The organism is Paraburkholderia sp. MM5477-R1, from assembly GCF_050436385.1.
Classification (GTDB): Bacteria; Pseudomonadota; Gammaproteobacteria; order Burkholderiales; family Burkholderiaceae; genus Paraburkholderia; species Paraburkholderia tuberum.
Genome location: NZ_JBNDMC010000003.1, coordinates 176142 through 191255, shown reverse-complemented (window position 1 = coordinate 191255; position 15114 = coordinate 176142). Strand labels below are relative to the sequence as shown.

Sequence of the window (15114 nt, the reverse complement as noted above, 5' to 3'; positions counted from 1 at the left end):
GGAGATGTTGGCGCGCCTGTGCGCGGCTCACGCGCTGGCCGCTGCGGGCGTATCGGTCGGCGCGGCGCCGGCGTTACCGGGCGCCGGCGCCGCGCGTGCGTTATTTGAGTTCGTAAAGGCCCGTGTGGGTCGTCGAATCGATTTCGTTCAGGTGCGTCATGAAGCGCGCGACCGCGTTGGTGGTTTCCGCGCTGACCGGCAGATGCGGCACTTTCAGCGCATGCAGCCGGAAGATATAGCGATGCGTGCGATCGCCGCGCGGCGGCGCGGCGCCGCCGAAGCCGACCGTCCCATAGTCGTTGCGCACCTGCATCGCGCCCTGCGGCAACAGCGAGCCGTCGGCCTTGCCGGCGTTGCGCGGCAGCGAGCGCGCGTCGGCCGGAATGTTCACCACGACCCAATGCCAGAAGCCGCTGCCGGTCGGCGCGTCGGGATCGTGAACGGTGAGCGCGAAGCTTTGCGTGTCCGCGGGCGGCGCTTCCCATTGCAGCGACGGCGAGATGTTTTCGCCGTCGCCGCCGAACGCCTTGTCGTTGTACTCGTGGGCTCTCGGCATGAAGCCGTTGGTGGGAAAATCGTCGGACCAGAGACGGAAGTCAGCCATGATGTGCCTCCCTTGTTGATTGGTTCTGGGATCGTCGGAGTTCGCGATGTCGCGGCGGGCGAGGCGCATCTCGTGGCATGCCGAAGCGCGCGAGGACGTGCCGCGAAAGCGCCGGAAAGCACCCGGAAAACGCCGCCGAAGCGTGCCTCGAAGGCATCTCGAAAGCGCGCCGGGTGAGCTTTTCGAGTGTAGCACCAGCGGCCGCGAGACTCGCGCGAGCCGGGCAGGTCGCGCGCGGTTTTCAGCCGCGTTCCTCCAACTCCGGCGCGTCGCTTCCGATCCACGCGACGAGCCGCTCGATCACGCCCGCGATATCGCGATTCGCGCCCCGCAAAGCGCATTCCCACACGACCGCGACGCGCCAGCCGCTCGCGAGCAGCGCGGCGCGCACCTTGTCGTCGTTGCTGCGATTGCGGCCGATCTTGTCGCGCCAGAAGTCGGGCCGCGTCTGGGGCCATTTGAACAGATGACAGTCGTGGCCATGCCAGAAGCAGCCATGCACGAGCACCACCGCGCGATAGCGCGGCAGCACGATGTCGGGGCGGCCGGGCAGATCGCGCGCGTCGAGCCGGAAGCGCAGGCCCCGCCGATGCAGCAGGCTGCGGATCAGGATCTCCGGCTTGGTGTTGCGGCCGCGAATGCCGGACATCATCCGGCTGCGCGTCGCGCTATCGACGATATCGACCATCGTCAGCGGGCCAACGGGTCGCGCGGCCGCTCACGCGTAGAGCGGCAGGGAGTGTTTCGACACATCGCGGGTCGGGTGGGCAAGCAGGGTTTGCACATGCGGCAGCATGATACGCGCCACTTCGCGCATCACCGGCATCACGACGCTATTGCCGAACTGCCGGTAGGCCTGCGTATCGCTGACCGGAATCCTGAAGGTGTCGGGAAAGCCCATCAGTCGCGCGCATTCGCGCGGCGTCAGGCGACGCGGGCGCAGCGCCTCGCCCTGATAGACGAGAATTTCGGAGCCGTCCTTGTGATAGCGCGCCGACAGCGTGCGCGTCACGCTGTCCGGATAGGCCATGCCGAAACCGAAGCCGTTGCCCGCCGCACGATGCTTGGCCGCGTAGTTTTGCAGATACGCCCACAGCTTCGGGGTGAGCGTGTACTTCGGCTGCACGCGGCGCGCGGTGTGGTCGAAGAAGCGGTCATGGTCCCACGGCAGCACCGGTTCCGTGCCGTCCGTGCGATGCAGGATCGCGCCGAGCCGCGGACCCTGTTCGGGCAGGCGCAGGTCGTCCCATGTGAACCCGGTCTTGCCGCGAAAGCCCACCACGATGATGCGCTCGCGATGCTGAGGCGTGAAATGCTGACCATCGATCACGCGGTAGTGCACCTCGTAGCCGAGCTCGTCGCGCAGCGTTTGCAGGATCACGTCGAAGGTGCGGCCCTTGTCGTGCGACAGCAGGTTCTTTACGTTTTCGAGCAGGAACGCGGCGGGGCGCTTCGCGGCGATGATGCGCGCGACGTCGAAAAACAGCGTGCCCTGGGTCGTGCATTCGAAGCCGTGCGGCCGGCCAAGCGCGTTTTTCTTGCTGACGCCGGCGATCGAAAACGGCTGGCACGGAAAGCCGCCGAGCAGCACGTCGTGGCTCGGCACGTCCTCGGCGGGAAACGTGACGATGTCGCCGATCAGTGCGTGCGCGCCGCCGCTCGCGGAGTTGTCGCCGTGGTTCTCGCGATAAGTCCGCGTCGAGAACTCGTTCCACTCGCTGGTGAACACGCATTCGCCGCCGTGCGCCTCGAAGCCCATGCGAATGCCGCCGATACCCGCGAACAGATCGATGAAGCGGAAGCGCGCCGCGTCGCCCGCGTGTTGCGCCTCACGCGCGCCTTGCCGCAGCAGATCGCGCAACGCGGGTTCCAGCATCGCGGGACAAGGCGTTTCACCTTTTTCCCAGCGACGCACTGTCTTGATGTCCTTGCCGACATGGGCTGCGATTTCGCGTTGGGTGAAACGGGCGCGCGCCTGCTTGAGCAGGTCGAACGGGGCGGCGAGGGTCACGTGGCGTCCTTGCTGGGAATTTTTGCGGACATTATGACCTAAGGTCGTCCCCTTTCCCTATTGTCGGCGCCGATTGATCAGGAATTTTTCGCGATACGTCGCGCCGCTGCGTTTGTCTGCGGCGAAACATGCCGGTGACGAATGCGGATAGACGCTTGTCCCGTGACGCTGGTTTCCGGCGTTGCGACGTGTGTTGGCGGCCGCGACCTCGTGCCCGGCCGCTTTTTTTGCGGCGCGCAAGACGAGCCGCGGGCCGGCTTGGCGCCACGCGTGCGGGTGCAGCGGGTGGGGCGGATGCGGATGCGGTCAGGCCGACTTCACCTTCTTCACCGGGCCAGCCGGCTCGAATCGCGAGGTCGGCGCGGGCGCGAAGCGTTCCCATTCGGGCAGCGGCGTCGAGGCCAGCCGATCGAGTTGCAGCAGCAGGCTATCGACTTTGTCCAATTGGGCGGTAGAAAGCTGGCCGCCGTCGACCAGCGCGGTCAGTCGTTTGCGCCAATAGGTGGCTGGCAGGATCGGACCGCCGAAATCGCCGCGCAGCGATACGTGCATCACCCGCGCGATGTGCGCGATGTCGTGATCGATCAACGCAGCTTGCGATGATCCCGAAATCGTAGTCTCCGTGCGGTCCATGACTCCTCCCTGAGCGCATTTACGGCGGTGCGCGGCGAGACTTTAGGCCTTTTGATAAAAAATTTGCCCGATCGCGCGTCGGCGTTCGTCGGTGTCGCGGCCCGGCGCGCGCAGCAGCTCCCGGGAACAGCCGTTGCTGCTTCCCACACACCGGCGCGATACCGCGCCGGCATTTCCGTCGACTACGCATATGGGAGCCGAGCATGAACAAGGATCAAGTGAAGGGCGTTGGCGAGCAGGTCAAGGGCAAGGTCAACGAGGCCGTCGGCAAGGCCACGAAGGACCCTGCGAAGGAACTCAAGGGCGACCTGCAGCAGGGCGCCGGCAAGGTGCAGAAGGCCTATGGCGATGCGAAGGAAGACGCCAGGGACGATGCAAAGCGCGGTCGTCACTGAACCCGTTCGATGCAGGTTGCCGTAACGGCGGAGGCGTCGCGATCGTCGCGGCGCCTTTGTTTTTTGTACGGCGCAGGTCGGACACGACGCGTCCGATTTCACCAGTTGGGTCACGGCTGACGTTGGCGCGGCGGCCGGCCTGGGAGTAACCCGTGATCGCGATGATCGGCATTCCGCGCGCGCTGCGAGCCCTTTAGACTTGGCGCAATCCCATCAGGAGGTCGCGCCAATGACACCCGAAAAGATACTTTCGATGTTTGAACGGCAGTATTTGGAAGGCAAGGCGCCGCCCGATCTCGAAGCGACCTGCGCGAACTTCGCGACGTGGCTCGCGACCGCGTGGGAACTGCTCGACGGCACCGAAAAGACGCTGCTGCTGACGGTCGGCGCGGCGCTGTGGCGCGAGGGCTTCAACGTGCGCGCGGGTACGGCGACGAAGGACTTGTGGTGAACCGCCGATCGCGAACGGCGCTGTTGCCGCAGCGTTTGTAGGGTCTTCACGCGGCCTCGCACGCGTTGTGGCGAGTCGGTTTATATTGGGCGGTCTTGCAATTTCTGTCCCATAGGGCGACCCGAACCCATGACCGATTTATCCGCTTTCGCGATCACGAAGAAATGGCCGGCCGAGCATCCGGACCGGATTCAGCTCTATTCGCTGCCGACGCCCAATGGCGTAAAAATCTCGATCATGCTCGAGGAAACCGGCTTGCCGTACGAGCCACATCTGGTGCGCTTCGATACCAACGATCAGATGACGCCGGCGTTTCTGTCGTTGAACCCGAACAACAAGATTCCGGCGATCCTCGATCCGAACGGTCCCGACGGCAAACCGCTGCCGCTGTTCGAATCGGGCGCGATCCTGATTTATCTCGCCGACAAAAGCGGCCGGCTGATCCCCCGGGACGCCGCCGGGCGCTACGAGACGCTCCAGTGGGTGATGTTCCAGATGGGCGGCATCGGTCCGATGTTCGGCCAGGTCGGCTTCTTCCACAAATTCGCCGGCAGGGAGTACGACGACAAGCGTCCGCGCGATCGCTACATCGCCGAATCGAAGCGGCTGCTCGGCGTGCTGGAGCAGCGCCTGGAAGGACGCACATGGGTGATGGGCGATCAGTATTCGATCGCCGATATCGCGATCTTCCCGTGGGTGCGCAATCTGGTCGGCTTCTATGAGGCGGGAGAACTGGTCGGCATTCAGGACTTCCCGAACGTGCGGCGCGTGCTGGCGGCGTTCGTCGAGCGTCCGGCGGTGGTGCGCGGCCTGAATATTCCGCAGCGGCCGGCTTGATGGCCTGTTGCGCGCGCTCGCCGCGCTGGGCGTCGTCGCGTTTCATACCGACGGCATCGTTGCCGAGCATGGCTGGCTCGTCCATGTTTTTCCGCGTAATACCGCTGAGCGCGTATAACCTTTGAGGTGAGTAAAGTTCTTACCGGCTTATCGGGCGAGAATCGCGCGACAGCGCTGTGACGCGACCGGACGAAAAGGTGAAGCAATGAGCGCCGTTACATTGTTCGCGTGGTCCGTTCCGGCGTATTTCCAGGATTCCGTGGTCGACCATACATGGGTGACGACCTACGACAGCCGCGTGAAGATTTACCCAGCGCTGGCGGACGTCCTGATCGCGGGCGAGCACTATTGGTACAGCTGGGGCAGCTTCCACGCCCGAGGTGGGACGCCGGTCAGTGCGGATGGTTTTTTGGCTTCCGGCGCGGCAAATCTGCTTTATGCTAGTTGTCTATGTAAGCCCGATGTGGACTCGAACATCGATCCGGCCGCTCGTGGAACGATATTCAGCTATGGTCGCGATGGTGTATGCCATCAGTTGTCAAACCAGATTCTTTGGGCGACCGGCAGCGGTGGAGCGGCTCCAGCTACCGTCCGCATGTCCAGGGGCTACTGGTTGAGCATCGCGATCTTCGGACCATACGGCAAGCAGCATGCTGCATGGGCGAGCAAGAAGATTCAGTGCTCGACACCAAGCGGGAGTAACGCGATGAAGCCAGGACATCAGGAATCCGATGTCGACGATTTTCAGGAGCATCTTCAGGCGACTTTGAAGGGTCCCGACGCGGATGCGAAGATCAAGTCGTTGATGAATCATCGACGCGCATTTATGGTGCGGGTCGAGCGCTTGCAACCTGCCCCGCAGGGCAGCGATGTTCCGTCCGCCTCGGAGCTGAACCAGGCCTATTCGTCTTTTCTCCACGACGCTGCTGACATTCTGGGTCCCGAGGACTTCGAGCGAGTTTTTGGTGAACGCCCAAAGGATCAGATGAACGTCGTCGATCCTTCGATATACGAGCAAAGTGTCCGTCGGCCGATGCAAAAATAATGGAGCCGCTGGACTGGCGTCGTCTCAAACGCGTTTCGCGATCACCGTCGTCGAACTCGCAATGTCGAGATTCTTTTTTGCGCTTAGCTGCTTCACAAACGATCGATCCAGCAGCGTCGGCGGCCCTTGCAGAATTTCTTCGACCGTGAGCGCCTTGAATTCCTTCAGCGCATTCTCGTCGAGACCATCGGCCCATTCGCTCATGATCCAGTAAATCGACCAGATGGCCGATGTCGATTCCGGTACGTACACACGTTCGACATTGATCGCAGATCCGAACAGGTTGAGAATCCCCTCGGCTGTCATGTTGTAGTAGTGATGCGGGTAGCCGTGAGTGGGTTGAGTGAGCGGAACCACCACGACCAGATCGCCTCCTGGCTTCAACACGCGAAGAATCTCTTTGGCGGCAGTGAATGGGTCCTTCACATGTTCGAGGACATTCAACGACAGAAGGCCATCGAACGATGCATCTTTGAATGGCAGAACTTCGCCGACACCGCGCACATCGGTGGATGGATAGTTGGTGATGTCGAAATTGATCACGTTTTCGTAGATCGCGGGACGGCTGCCGGCCCCACAATCCAGAATGATCCCCGACGGATGGCGCTCGATCATACTCAGTGCATCCTGATCGTACAGATTGCTGCCGGCCAGTTCCGAGTCGTAAATGTCGAACTGGGAGCGCAGATCGGGCGACAAAAAATCGAAAAATTTTCCGTCGTCACTAAATGGCATATCAGTGCGAAGGACAGACGCTATTCTTTTTCTTCGTTCCTGCCTAGATTGGGCCGCCACCAGTGCATCTTGCCTGCGATGACTTTCGGCGCTTCCGAAAACTTCGAAATGCGATCTTCCCGATCGTAATGCGCCGAGCCTGACAGCCTCAGCGACGTCCGGATTTGCGGCGAGATAGGCCTGCTCACAAAAATTCAACGCGGTAACGCATTCAAGCGCTTGATCCATGTCGGTCCTCGGAAACGTTTCGAAGTCGGCTCGCAGATTATAGCGATCTGAGATTTCCGGGAGCGGCCTGATTTTCCGGGGTTGTCGAACGGGTGGTTCGCCTGGAAGGCGGATCGGCAACGAAAAGCACCGCAGCGAAGGTGTGCGGGGCTTTTAAGAGCACTGGTGGCCGGTTGGTCCCCCTGACAGAATTCATACGTCAAGGCTGGCGATGTTTGCGGGGAGTTTTCGATTTTTGTGCCCCCGACCTGTGCCCCTCGAATCGGTCTCCTGAGGAAAAACGGGTGCGATTTCTGTGTGACCTGGATGCGGCGCAATCGATCGCCGGGGCGATTGATTTGCTTGTATAGCCCCCTAAAGCGGGGCCGCTTCATATCCGGCGTCACATAAGAGAGTAGTTTTTCGCCGCTTCGCCGCCTCAGTGCTGCTCCGCATTCAGCAGCATCTAGACTCGTCTCCTCCTTGCAGGAATCCTTGCAAGTCCGGTTTTTCGTCCGGCCTTTTCGGCGCTTCGGCGCGCGCACGGCCGTGCGTGGTGACGCATGGCGGACCGGCGCAGGGACGAGTGTCAACGATTGTGTCGGATCTGTCGCTCCGTTCCCGGCTTTGTGCTACATAGCCTCTTCAAATCGCTTTTGGAGGAGGCACAAGTTGATGGGATTACAGACAGATGGCGATTGACTTCGACGTCGGAACGCATCGGCGCTGCACGCTCTACACGCGACATGAGTATCACGGAAATGCCCTGAGCAACGAGGCGCGCGCCGGCCGCCAGCTCATTACCTCGGCAGGATTGCGGGAACTCACGCGCGACACACGTCAGCTGGCGCGGCTCGTCGAATTCATGCGCAACGCGCGCAGTGGTGCATACGCGAGTAGCGCTGCTCCAGAGCAGACCGCCCGGGCGCTACAGAACGCCGTCGAACGTGGCGATGTGATCGCAGTCGTGCCACGCCGCGTACGTCGCGCGGAGGCGGTGCGCCTATTGAGCAGAAGGTCTGGCCGTACTACGCGACCGTCACGCCGTCGCAGCTATTCAGGCGCGCTCTGCCTGTGGTGAGTGCCGGGCGTTCATTCCAGCGTCCAGTACTTCCGCGACTGGCCGCCGACGATGATCTCGCCATCTGGTTCGCCCGCCCCGGTGACGTGCTTCCGGATGGAACCATCGCTACGCCGGTATCAACGCCGCTTGGCGATGCGCAGGCGTTCGACTATCAGCCCGACATGCCGGGTGGCGCAGCAGATGAAGTTGCCGGGATGCCGTTCAAAGGCACGCCGGGGACGTGGATCTCCAGTATGCCGGGGACGATGCCGCAGTTGCGTCAGTTCGGGCCGAATGGCACGCCGCTAGCGGACTTTGACCTTGATGCGCACCACGGCAATCCAAATCCGCACGCGCACAGTTGGGACGGCTACATCCGCGACGAGGGCGCGCCGGTCTCCTTGCTCCCTTGGTAAATCGATATGACGGATGAAATATTGAAGGCGTGGGGCTATTTCCACGATTGGTATCTGGACAGCGTGGTCATTGGCCCGAATACCGAGCCCCGGACGCTGACGCTAGGCCTGTACCTTGCCAACAGGCGCGCGTTGGTCACGTTCAACGGCGTGACGTGTGTTTCGGTTGAGCATCTTGGCTTGCTGAATATCGTCTACGGCATTCACATCGTTGCCCCGGACGACACGAAGCACGCGCGGGCCAGTGCTGTGCTCGAAGCTGGAGAGCGACTTACCGACAAGAAAGCCGCACTACTTGCTTTCATCTATTCCACTCTGGGTGCCGAACTCGCGATTGAGTGTGACTCGCTTGAGGTCCATGAGACCGACGGCGGAACATGTGGCCCTCGGCTCCCGTGATCGCAAAACGAAAGCGGGACCGCCTCGCTGGCGAGCGTGGTTGCTTCGTTCAGAAGTACGCGCGTAAGGCGCACGCCCGGCATGATCGGAACAACCGCCGATACGACAGGGAGATCGAGAAAGCGATGCTGGCGGTACGCGCAGACGAGCTTTCCGAACTGCTGTCCGGCGACGGCAACGAGGACGAACTGCCAGAAGCGCTGAGCGGCACGGTGGAGATTGACGAGTACCGCTAGAGCGGGCACGAATGGATGGGCTAGTGGCAATCGAAATCCAGGCGAGAGCCGGCAACCTTTGTGTGGTCTATGCTCGAGCGGAATATTGCGGCGACGCCGGGAGTAGTGAGGTACGCGCTGGCCGCAAACGCATCGTCACTGCCAGCCCGACCACTTTGGCGAGGGACGAACCGCAACAGGTGAAGCTCGCTGAATATCTGCGCGCTGCCTCCGCACCGTCTCACGTTCGCGGCGACTCGTCAGTGCAGATTGGGCCCATGTTCAATACTTTTCTGGGCAACGCCGGGAAGCTATCTGGTCCCCCTGACAGGAATCGAACCTGTATCTAGCGCTTAGGAGGCACTTGTTCTATCCATTGAACTACAGGGAGAGGACCGGGCCGGACAGATCGGCGAGGACTCGGTGAGTCCAGACTGACCACCGAGCGCAGAGTATATCAAACCGGCGCGGGCAAAAGGAGAGCCAAGCCAGCAGCCGCCCGCGCCTCGCACAAATCCCGCAAAAACAAACGGCCCCGCAGACATCGCCTGCCGGGCCGCGCAAACCACCTGAGCATCTGGCGAAGCGCACGCAACCGCGCCTATCGCCCCAAGCTCATCTCACTGTCAAAACTCCACCACCGCGAACTCCGCCTTGCCCACGTCGCACAGCGGGCAGCGCCAGTCTTCCGGAATGTCGGCGAAACGCGTGCCCGGTCCGATGCCTTCTTCGGGCAGACCGTCTTCCTCGTTGTAGATCCAACCGCAAATCAGGCAGACCCAGCTCTTGAATTCCGTCACTTCGATTACTTCGCTCACGACACGCTCTCTCGTTCAATGCAATGGCCGGCTTGCTCTGCCCCTTTATGGGGCGGCGCGGCGACCCGCAATATTACCGGAATTTGTCAAATCAGCCGCAGACGACCGATGCGGCGCCGCCCCAACGCTCTGCGGCGAGCCCGGATTCGCGCGACGGGCCTCGTCACACAAGCCGTGTACGCTTTGACCTGCAAGCTATTCGATTGGACAGATCTGGCGCTCGCTTCGCACGTATTGCGACGATCGGTCTCGGAGAGGCCGCTGGCGGCGCCGCATCGCCGGGTTTCGTTTCCAAAGGAGAAGACGATGTTTAAAAACAGATGGTTGGTCGGCGTCGCGGCGGCTGGGCTACTCGCCGGGTCAGGTGTGGCGCAGGCGGCGGGCGTGACCTTCGTGCAACCGGCGGACGGCGCCACCGTCACCAATCCGGTGCACGTCGTGTTTGGCCTCGACGGCATGAAGATCGCGCCCGCCGGCACGCTGACGGACGGCACCGGGCATCATCACCTGCTGATCGACGGCAAGCCGCTGCCGAAGGGCGAGGTCGTCCCCGCGACCGACAAGTCGCTGCACTTCGGCAAAGGCCAGACTGAAACCGATCTGACGCTGCCGCCGGGCGACCATACGCTGACGCTGCAATTCGGCGACGGCGCGCATCGCTCGTATGGGCCGGAGATGAGCAAGACGATCACGGTGCACGTCAAGTAAGCAACTGCTTGAAATGCCGGGCCGGCGCGCGCGTCGCCGGCCCGCGCCGATAGCGTTGCACGCTGCGTTGCGCGCTTCATCGCACGGATGTTCCCGCCCGGCATACCTGCGACCGGCCCTGCGCCCGGTACAATGAGCAGTTCCGACTCATCGCTGTCTTCTCCCATTCCCATGTCGCTTTACACCATTACCGGAGCGCAGCTCGCGTTCGGTCACGTCGCGCTGCTCGACCACGCGGATTTCTCGCTCGAAGCGGGCGAGCACGTCGGGCTGATCGGGCGCAACGGCGCGGGCAAGTCGTCGCTGTTGAAAATCGTCGCCGATCTGGCCAAACCCGACGACGGCCTCGTCACGCGTCAGCAGCATCTGAGCACGGTCTACGTGCCGCAGGAGCCCGAGTTCAACGCCGACGACACCGTGTTCGACGCGGTCGCCGCCGGACTCACCGAGGCGCGCGCGCTGCTCGACGAATACGACGCGGTCGCGCATCAGCTCGCCGACACGCCCGAGGGCGCCGAACACGACGCGCTGCTCGCGCGCATGAACACGCTGCAATCGTCGTTGGACGCCGCGGACGCATGGAATTGGAGCACGCGCGTCGCGACCACGCTGCAGCAGGTCGGCCTGAACGGCGAAGCCCGCGTCGGCTCGCTGTCGGGCGGCATGCAGAAGCGCGCCGCGCTCGCGCGCGCGCTCGTCGTGCAGCCCGACGTGCTGCTGCTCGACGAGCCGACCAACCATCTCGACTTCGACGGCATCCGCTGGCTCGAAGATCTGCTGGTGTCGCTGCGCGCTGGGCTGCTGTTCATCACACACGATCGCGCGTTTCTCGACCGCGTCGCGACGCGCATCGTCGAGCTCGATCGCGGGCGGCTGCTGTCGTATCCGGGCAATTTCTCCGCGTACCAGACGCGCAAGGCGCAGCAGCTCGAAGTCGAGCGCATCGAGAACGAGAAGTTCGACAAACTGCTCGCGCAGGAAGAAGTGTGGATTCGCAAGGGCGTCGAGGCACGCCGCACGCGCAGCGTCGGCCGCATCGCGCGCCTCGTGCAGATGCGCAACGAGCGCGCCGAGCGCCGCAACGGGCAGGGCAACGTGAAGCTCGACGTCGGTCAGGGCGAGAAGTCCGGCAAGATCGTGGCGGAACTGACGGACGTGACGAAGCGCTATGGCGAGCGCGCGGTGGTGGACCGCTTCACGGCCACGGTGATGCGCGGCGACAAGATCGGCTTCATCGGTCCGAACGGCGCGGGCAAGACCACGCTGCTGAAGCTGATCCTCGGTGAACTCGCGCCCGACGAGGGCAACGTGCGCGTCGGCACGAATCCGCAGGTCGCGTATTTCGATCAGATGCGCGCGGCGCTCGATCTGGAAAAGAGTCTCGCGGACACGATCAGCCCCGGCAGCGAGTGGGTCGAAATCAACGGCCAGAAGAAGCATGTGATGAGCTATCTCGGCGACTTCCTGTTCGCACCGGAGCGCGCGCGTTCGCCGGTCAAGTCGCTGTCGGGCGGCGAGCGCAACCGGCTGTTGCTCGCGCGCCTGTTCGCGCGCCCGGCCAACGTGCTGGTGCTCGATGAACCGACCAACGACCTCGACATTCCGACGCTCGAACTGCTCGAAGAACTGCTGATCGACTACGACGGCACGGTGCTGCTCGTCAGCCACGACCGCGCGTTTCTCGATAACGTCGTGACGTCGGTGATCGCCTCGGAAGGCGGCGGCAAGTGGCGCGAATACGTCGGCGGCTTCACGGACTGGCAGACGCAGCGCGATCGCTCGGAGCAACTCGCGCTCGAAGCGCAGAAAGAATCGAGCAAGGAAGCGCCGAAAGAAGCGGCGCCGAAGGACAGCGCGTCGGGCCGCAATGCGCAGCGCAGCGCGAAGCTGTCGTTCAAGGAGCAGCGCGAACTGGAGGCGCTACCGAAAATGATTGCCGACCTCGAGGCCGAACAGAAGGCAATCGGCGCGCAGCTCGAAGACGGCTCGGTGTTCGCGAAAGATGCACGCGAAGGCGCGCGTCTGACCGAGCGCTATGCAGAGATCGACGAGGAGTTGATGCTCGCGCTCGAACGTTGGGACGAGCTGGAAAACCGCGTCAAGTAACGCGGCGTGCGCGGCCGGCACAAAAACAACAGAAAGCGCCGCCGCGCACGGCACCGAAATTCAGCCGGCGCGCGCCCGTGCATTTTCCGCCGATACCTATCGCGCCGCCGTCCTGCGAGCCGTCCATCCTCCATTGCATGTCCCCCAACGCCCGCCGTGCCTTATCCAGTCGGCCAATTCAGCGCGGGGTCAATTGCCGCGGTGATCGAAATCAGTACAATACCCCGCGAACAGGCTTCCCCGGCGGGCTGTGCGTCCATCTCCGGCATTCGAGCGCGCCAACGGAAGCCGCGCGACAAAACAGCTTGCCCGCATCGCGGGCGCTCCACCTAACCCCGTTGTTTCGTTTCGCTTTTTTTGAATACTCAACGCATTGTCCACGGCCCTGTCCACAGGACCTGTGGACAACGATGAACCGACGCACCGAGTCAATCATGTCTACGAAAAAGCCAAACGCCGCGTATAGCGAAGCGTCGATCAAGGTGTTGAAGGGTCTGGAGCCGGTCAAGCAACGACCCGGCATGTACACCCGCACCGAGAATCCGCTGCACATCATTCAGGAAGTCATCGACAACGCATCGGACGAAGCCCTCGGCGGCTACGGCCGGCAAATCACGGTCACGCTGCACGCGGACCATTCGGTCTCGGTCGACGACGACGGCCGCGGCATTCCGTTCGGCCTGCACCCCGACGAAGGCGTACCGGTCGTCGAAATCGTTTTCACGCGCTTGCACGCGGGCGGCAAGTTCGACAAGGCCGCCGGCGGCGCCTATACGTTCTCGGGCGGTCTGCACGGCGTCGGCGTGTCGGTCACCAACGCGCTGTCCACGCGGCTCGACGTCACCGTGTGGCGCGACGGCAAGGTCGCCGGACTGAGCTTCGCGCACGGCGACGTCGCGAAGCCGCTCGAAGTGCGTGCCGCCACCAAGGCCGACAAGAAATCCGGCACGCGCGTGACCGCGTGGGCCGATCCGAAGTACTTCGATTCGCCGAACCTGCCGCTCGGTGAATTGCAGCGTCTGTTGCGCTCAAAAGCGGTGCTGCTGCCGGGCGTCGAGGTCACGCTCGTCAACGAGAAAACCGGCGAGCGGCAAAGCTGGAAATACGAAGACGGCCTGCGCGGCTATCTGCTCGAAGGCATGAACGGCAGCGATCTGCTGATTCCGCTGTTCGAGGGCGAGCGCTACGCGGAAAGCTCGCGTTCGAGCGAAGAGACGTTCGCCGAAGGCGAGGGCGCGGCGTGGGTCGTCGCGTGGAGCGAGGAAGGGCCGCTCACGCGCGAGTCGTACGTGAACCTGATTCCTACGCCCGCGGGCGGCACGCACGAGTCGGGCTTGCGCGACGGTCTTTATCAGGCGGTCAAGAGCTTCGTCGAGTTGCACAACCTGCAGCCGAAGGGCGTGAAACTGCTCGCCGAAGACGTGTTCGCGCGGGTGTCGTTCGTGCTGTCGGCGAAGGTGCTCGATCCGCAGTTTCAAGGGCAGATCAAGGAGCGCCTGAATAGCCGCGATGCGGTCAAGCTCGTGTCGTCGTTCGCTCGGCCGGCGCTCGAACTGTGGTTGAACCAGCACGTCGAGCATGGCAAGAAACTCGCGGACCTCGTGATCAAGCAGGCGCAGGCGCGCACGCGCGCGGGGCAGAAGGTCGAGAAGCGCAAGAGCTCGGGCGTTGCCGTGCTGCCCGGCAAGCTGACCGATTGCGAATCGACGGAAATCGGCCGCAACGAGCTGTTCCTCGTCGAGGGCGACTCGGCGGGCGGCTCCGCGAAGATGGGCCGCGACAAGGAATACCAGGCGATCCTGCCGCTGCGCGGCAAGGTGCTGAACACATGGGAAACCGAACGTGATCGCCTGTTCGCGAACAACGAGGTGCACGACATTTCAGTGGCGATCGGCGTCGATCCGCATAATCCGGACGACAAGGTCGATCTGTCGAATCTGCGCTACGGCAAGATCTGCATTCTGTCGGATGCGGACGTCGACGGCTCGCATATCCAGGTGCTGCTGCTCACGCTGTTCTTCAAGCATTTCCCGCAACTGATCGAGCGCGGTCATGTGTGCGTCGCGCGTCCGCCGTTGTTTCGCGTCGATGCGCCCGCGCGCGGCAAGAAGCCCGCGCAGAAGCTCTATGCGCTCGACGAAGGCGAGCTCGAGGCGATTCTCGACAAGCTGCGCAAGGACGGCGTGCGCGACAACCAGTGGTCGATCAGCCGCTTCAAGGGGCTCGGTGAAATGAGCGCCGAGCAGCTGTGGGACACGACGATGAATCCCGACACGCGCCGCCTGCAGCCGGTCGCGCTCGGCGAACTCGACTACGATGCGACCGTCGCGCGCATGACGATGCTGATGGGCAAGGGCGAAGCGGCGTCGCGCCGCAGCTGGCTCGAAGAGAAGGGCAACGAAGTGGAAGCGGACATCTGAGCGCATTGCGCCCCAATGCGGCATACGACACTTCAAGCCAAACACGGACAC

16 protein-coding genes and 1 tRNA gene are annotated in these 15114 nt (G+C 63.0%); 10 read left to right on the top strand and 7 right to left on the bottom strand.

Features of this window, described 5'->3' with window-relative positions:
• Positions 1-100 precede the first annotated feature (100 nt).
• The 4 genes from OKW35_RS04185 to OKW35_RS04170 form a co-directional block, all read right to left on the bottom strand.
• A complete protein-coding gene (locus tag OKW35_RS04185; protein ID WP_018419796.1) occupies positions 101-604 on the bottom strand; it encodes a YbhB/YbcL family Raf kinase inhibitor-like protein in 504 nt (167 codons plus the stop codon).
• Positions 605-845: 241 nt separating this feature from the next.
• On the bottom strand, positions 846-1292 hold the full coding sequence (locus OKW35_RS04180; protein ID WP_184045730.1) for a very short patch repair endonuclease: 447 nt from the start codon (positions 1290-1292) through the stop codon (positions 846-848).
• Between the two features lie 30 nt (positions 1293-1322).
• Positions 1323-2615, bottom strand: coding sequence for a DNA (cytosine-5-)-methyltransferase (gene dcm, locus OKW35_RS04175; protein WP_429551300.1), 1293 nt, complete (start codon positions 2613-2615; stop codon positions 1323-1325).
• Positions 2616-2921: 306 nt separating this feature from the next.
• Positions 2922-3248, bottom strand: a complete 327-nt coding sequence (locus OKW35_RS04170; RefSeq protein ID WP_429551299.1) for a hypothetical protein — start codon at positions 3246-3248, stop codon at positions 2922-2924.
• A 203-nt stretch (positions 3249-3451) separates the two neighbouring features.
• Between OKW35_RS04170 and OKW35_RS04165 the strand changes: the two genes are divergently transcribed.
• The 4 genes from OKW35_RS04165 to OKW35_RS04150 all read left to right on the top strand — a co-directional run bounded on the left by OKW35_RS04165 (position 3452) and on the right by OKW35_RS04150 (position 5976).
• On the top strand, positions 3452-3643 hold the full coding sequence (locus OKW35_RS04165) for a CsbD family protein (RefSeq protein WP_090803583.1): 192 nt from the start codon (positions 3452-3454) through the stop codon (positions 3641-3643).
• A 229-nt stretch (positions 3644-3872) separates the two neighbouring features.
• On the top strand, positions 3873-4094 hold the full coding sequence (locus tag OKW35_RS04160) for a hypothetical protein (protein ID WP_090803585.1): 222 nt from the start codon (positions 3873-3875) through the stop codon (positions 4092-4094).
• Between the two features lie 129 nt (positions 4095-4223).
• Complete coding sequence (locus OKW35_RS04155; RefSeq protein WP_429551298.1) at positions 4224-4931, top strand: glutathione binding-like protein; 708 nt, start codon at positions 4224-4226, stop codon at positions 4929-4931.
• Positions 4932-5136: 205 nt separating this feature from the next.
• Entirely contained in the window at positions 5137-5976 is an 840-nt protein-coding gene (locus tag OKW35_RS04150; RefSeq protein WP_429551297.1) for a hypothetical protein, read from the top strand.
• A gap of 24 nt (positions 5977-6000) precedes the next feature.
• On the opposite strand, the gene OKW35_RS04145 is transcribed toward OKW35_RS04150, so the two are convergent.
• Positions 6001-6939, bottom strand: coding sequence for a class I SAM-dependent methyltransferase (locus OKW35_RS04145; RefSeq protein ID WP_429551296.1), 939 nt, complete (start codon positions 6937-6939; stop codon positions 6001-6003).
• 1053 nt (positions 6940-7992) lie between these two features.
• Between OKW35_RS04145 and OKW35_RS04140 the strand changes: the two genes are divergently transcribed.
• From OKW35_RS04140 to OKW35_RS04130, 3 genes are read left to right on the top strand one after another with little or no spacing between them, the layout of a single operon-like run.
• On the top strand, positions 7993-8397 hold the full coding sequence (locus OKW35_RS04140; protein ID WP_429551295.1) for a hypothetical protein: 405 nt from the start codon (positions 7993-7995) through the stop codon (positions 8395-8397).
• 6 nt (positions 8398-8403) lie between these two features.
• Positions 8404-8796 (top strand): hypothetical protein, encoded by a 393-nt coding sequence (locus tag OKW35_RS04135; protein ID WP_429551294.1) that lies wholly within the window; start codon positions 8404-8406, stop codon positions 8794-8796.
• The gene (locus OKW35_RS04130; RefSeq protein ID WP_184059499.1) at positions 8793-9032 is read left to right on the top strand and encodes a hypothetical protein; all 240 of its coding nucleotides are present in this window, start codon (positions 8793-8795) and stop codon (positions 9030-9032) included. The genes OKW35_RS04135 and OKW35_RS04130 overlap by 4 nt, the downstream gene beginning before the upstream one ends.
• Positions 9033-9327: 295 nt before the next feature.
• Here the strand turns inward: OKW35_RS04130 and OKW35_RS04125 are convergent.
• Positions 9328-9402: transfer RNA gene (locus OKW35_RS04125), tRNA-Arg, on the bottom strand.
• A 235-nt stretch (positions 9403-9637) separates the two neighbouring features.
• The gene (locus tag OKW35_RS04120) at positions 9638-9829 is read right to left on the bottom strand and encodes a rubredoxin (RefSeq protein WP_090803595.1); all 192 of its coding nucleotides are present in this window, start codon (positions 9827-9829) and stop codon (positions 9638-9640) included.
• A gap of 306 nt (positions 9830-10135) precedes the next feature.
• Here OKW35_RS04120 and OKW35_RS04115 point away from each other — a divergent pair, with 306 nt between their 5' ends.
• The 3 genes from OKW35_RS04115 to OKW35_RS04105 all read left to right on the top strand — a co-directional run bounded on the left by OKW35_RS04115 (position 10136) and on the right by OKW35_RS04105 (position 15063).
• Positions 10136-10537, top strand: coding sequence for a DUF4399 domain-containing protein (locus OKW35_RS04115; protein WP_187618179.1), 402 nt, complete (start codon positions 10136-10138; stop codon positions 10535-10537).
• A gap of 171 nt (positions 10538-10708) precedes the next feature.
• Positions 10709-12643 (top strand): ATP-binding cassette domain-containing protein, encoded by a 1935-nt coding sequence (locus OKW35_RS04110; RefSeq protein WP_429551822.1) that lies wholly within the window; start codon positions 10709-10711, stop codon positions 12641-12643.
• 434 nt (positions 12644-13077) lie between these two features.
• The gene (locus OKW35_RS04105; RefSeq protein WP_184059492.1) at positions 13078-15063 is read left to right on the top strand and encodes a DNA topoisomerase IV subunit B; all 1986 of its coding nucleotides are present in this window, start codon (positions 13078-13080) and stop codon (positions 15061-15063) included.
• Positions 15064-15114: the final 51 nt, after the last annotated feature.

Excerpts from the sequence above, each read along its gene's own strand:
- OKW35_RS04185 (WP_018419796.1), bottom strand. The coding sequence starts at position 604 with ATGGCTGACTTCCGTCTCTGGTCCGACGATTTTCCCACCAACGGCTTC.
- OKW35_RS04180 (WP_184045730.1), bottom strand. The coding sequence starts at position 1,292 with ATGGTCGATATCGTCGATAGCGCGACGCGCAGCCGGATGATGTCCGGC.
- OKW35_RS04170 (WP_429551299.1), bottom strand. The coding sequence starts at position 3,248 with ATGGACCGCACGGAGACTACGATTTCGGGATCATCGCAAGCTGCGTTG.
- OKW35_RS04165 (WP_090803583.1), top strand. The coding sequence starts at position 3,452 with ATGAACAAGGATCAAGTGAAGGGCGTTGGCGAGCAGGTCAAGGGCAAG.
- OKW35_RS04160 (WP_090803585.1), top strand. The coding sequence starts at position 3,873 with ATGACACCCGAAAAGATACTTTCGATGTTTGAACGGCAGTATTTGGAA.
- OKW35_RS04155 (WP_429551298.1), top strand. The coding sequence starts at position 4,224 with ATGACCGATTTATCCGCTTTCGCGATCACGAAGAAATGGCCGGCCGAG.
- OKW35_RS04150 (WP_429551297.1), top strand. The coding sequence starts at position 5,137 with ATGAGCGCCGTTACATTGTTCGCGTGGTCCGTTCCGGCGTATTTCCAG.
- OKW35_RS04145 (WP_429551296.1), bottom strand. The coding sequence starts at position 6,939 with ATGGATCAAGCGCTTGAATGCGTTACCGCGTTGAATTTTTGTGAGCAG.
- OKW35_RS04135 (WP_429551294.1), top strand. The coding sequence starts at position 8,404 with ATGACGGATGAAATATTGAAGGCGTGGGGCTATTTCCACGATTGGTAT.
- OKW35_RS04115 (WP_187618179.1), top strand. The coding sequence starts at position 10,136 with ATGTTTAAAAACAGATGGTTGGTCGGCGTCGCGGCGGCTGGGCTACTC.
- OKW35_RS04110 (WP_429551822.1), top strand. The coding sequence starts at position 10,709 with ATGTCGCTTTACACCATTACCGGAGCGCAGCTCGCGTTCGGTCACGTC.
- OKW35_RS04105 (WP_184059492.1), top strand. The coding sequence starts at position 13,078 with ATGTCTACGAAAAAGCCAAACGCCGCGTATAGCGAAGCGTCGATCAAG.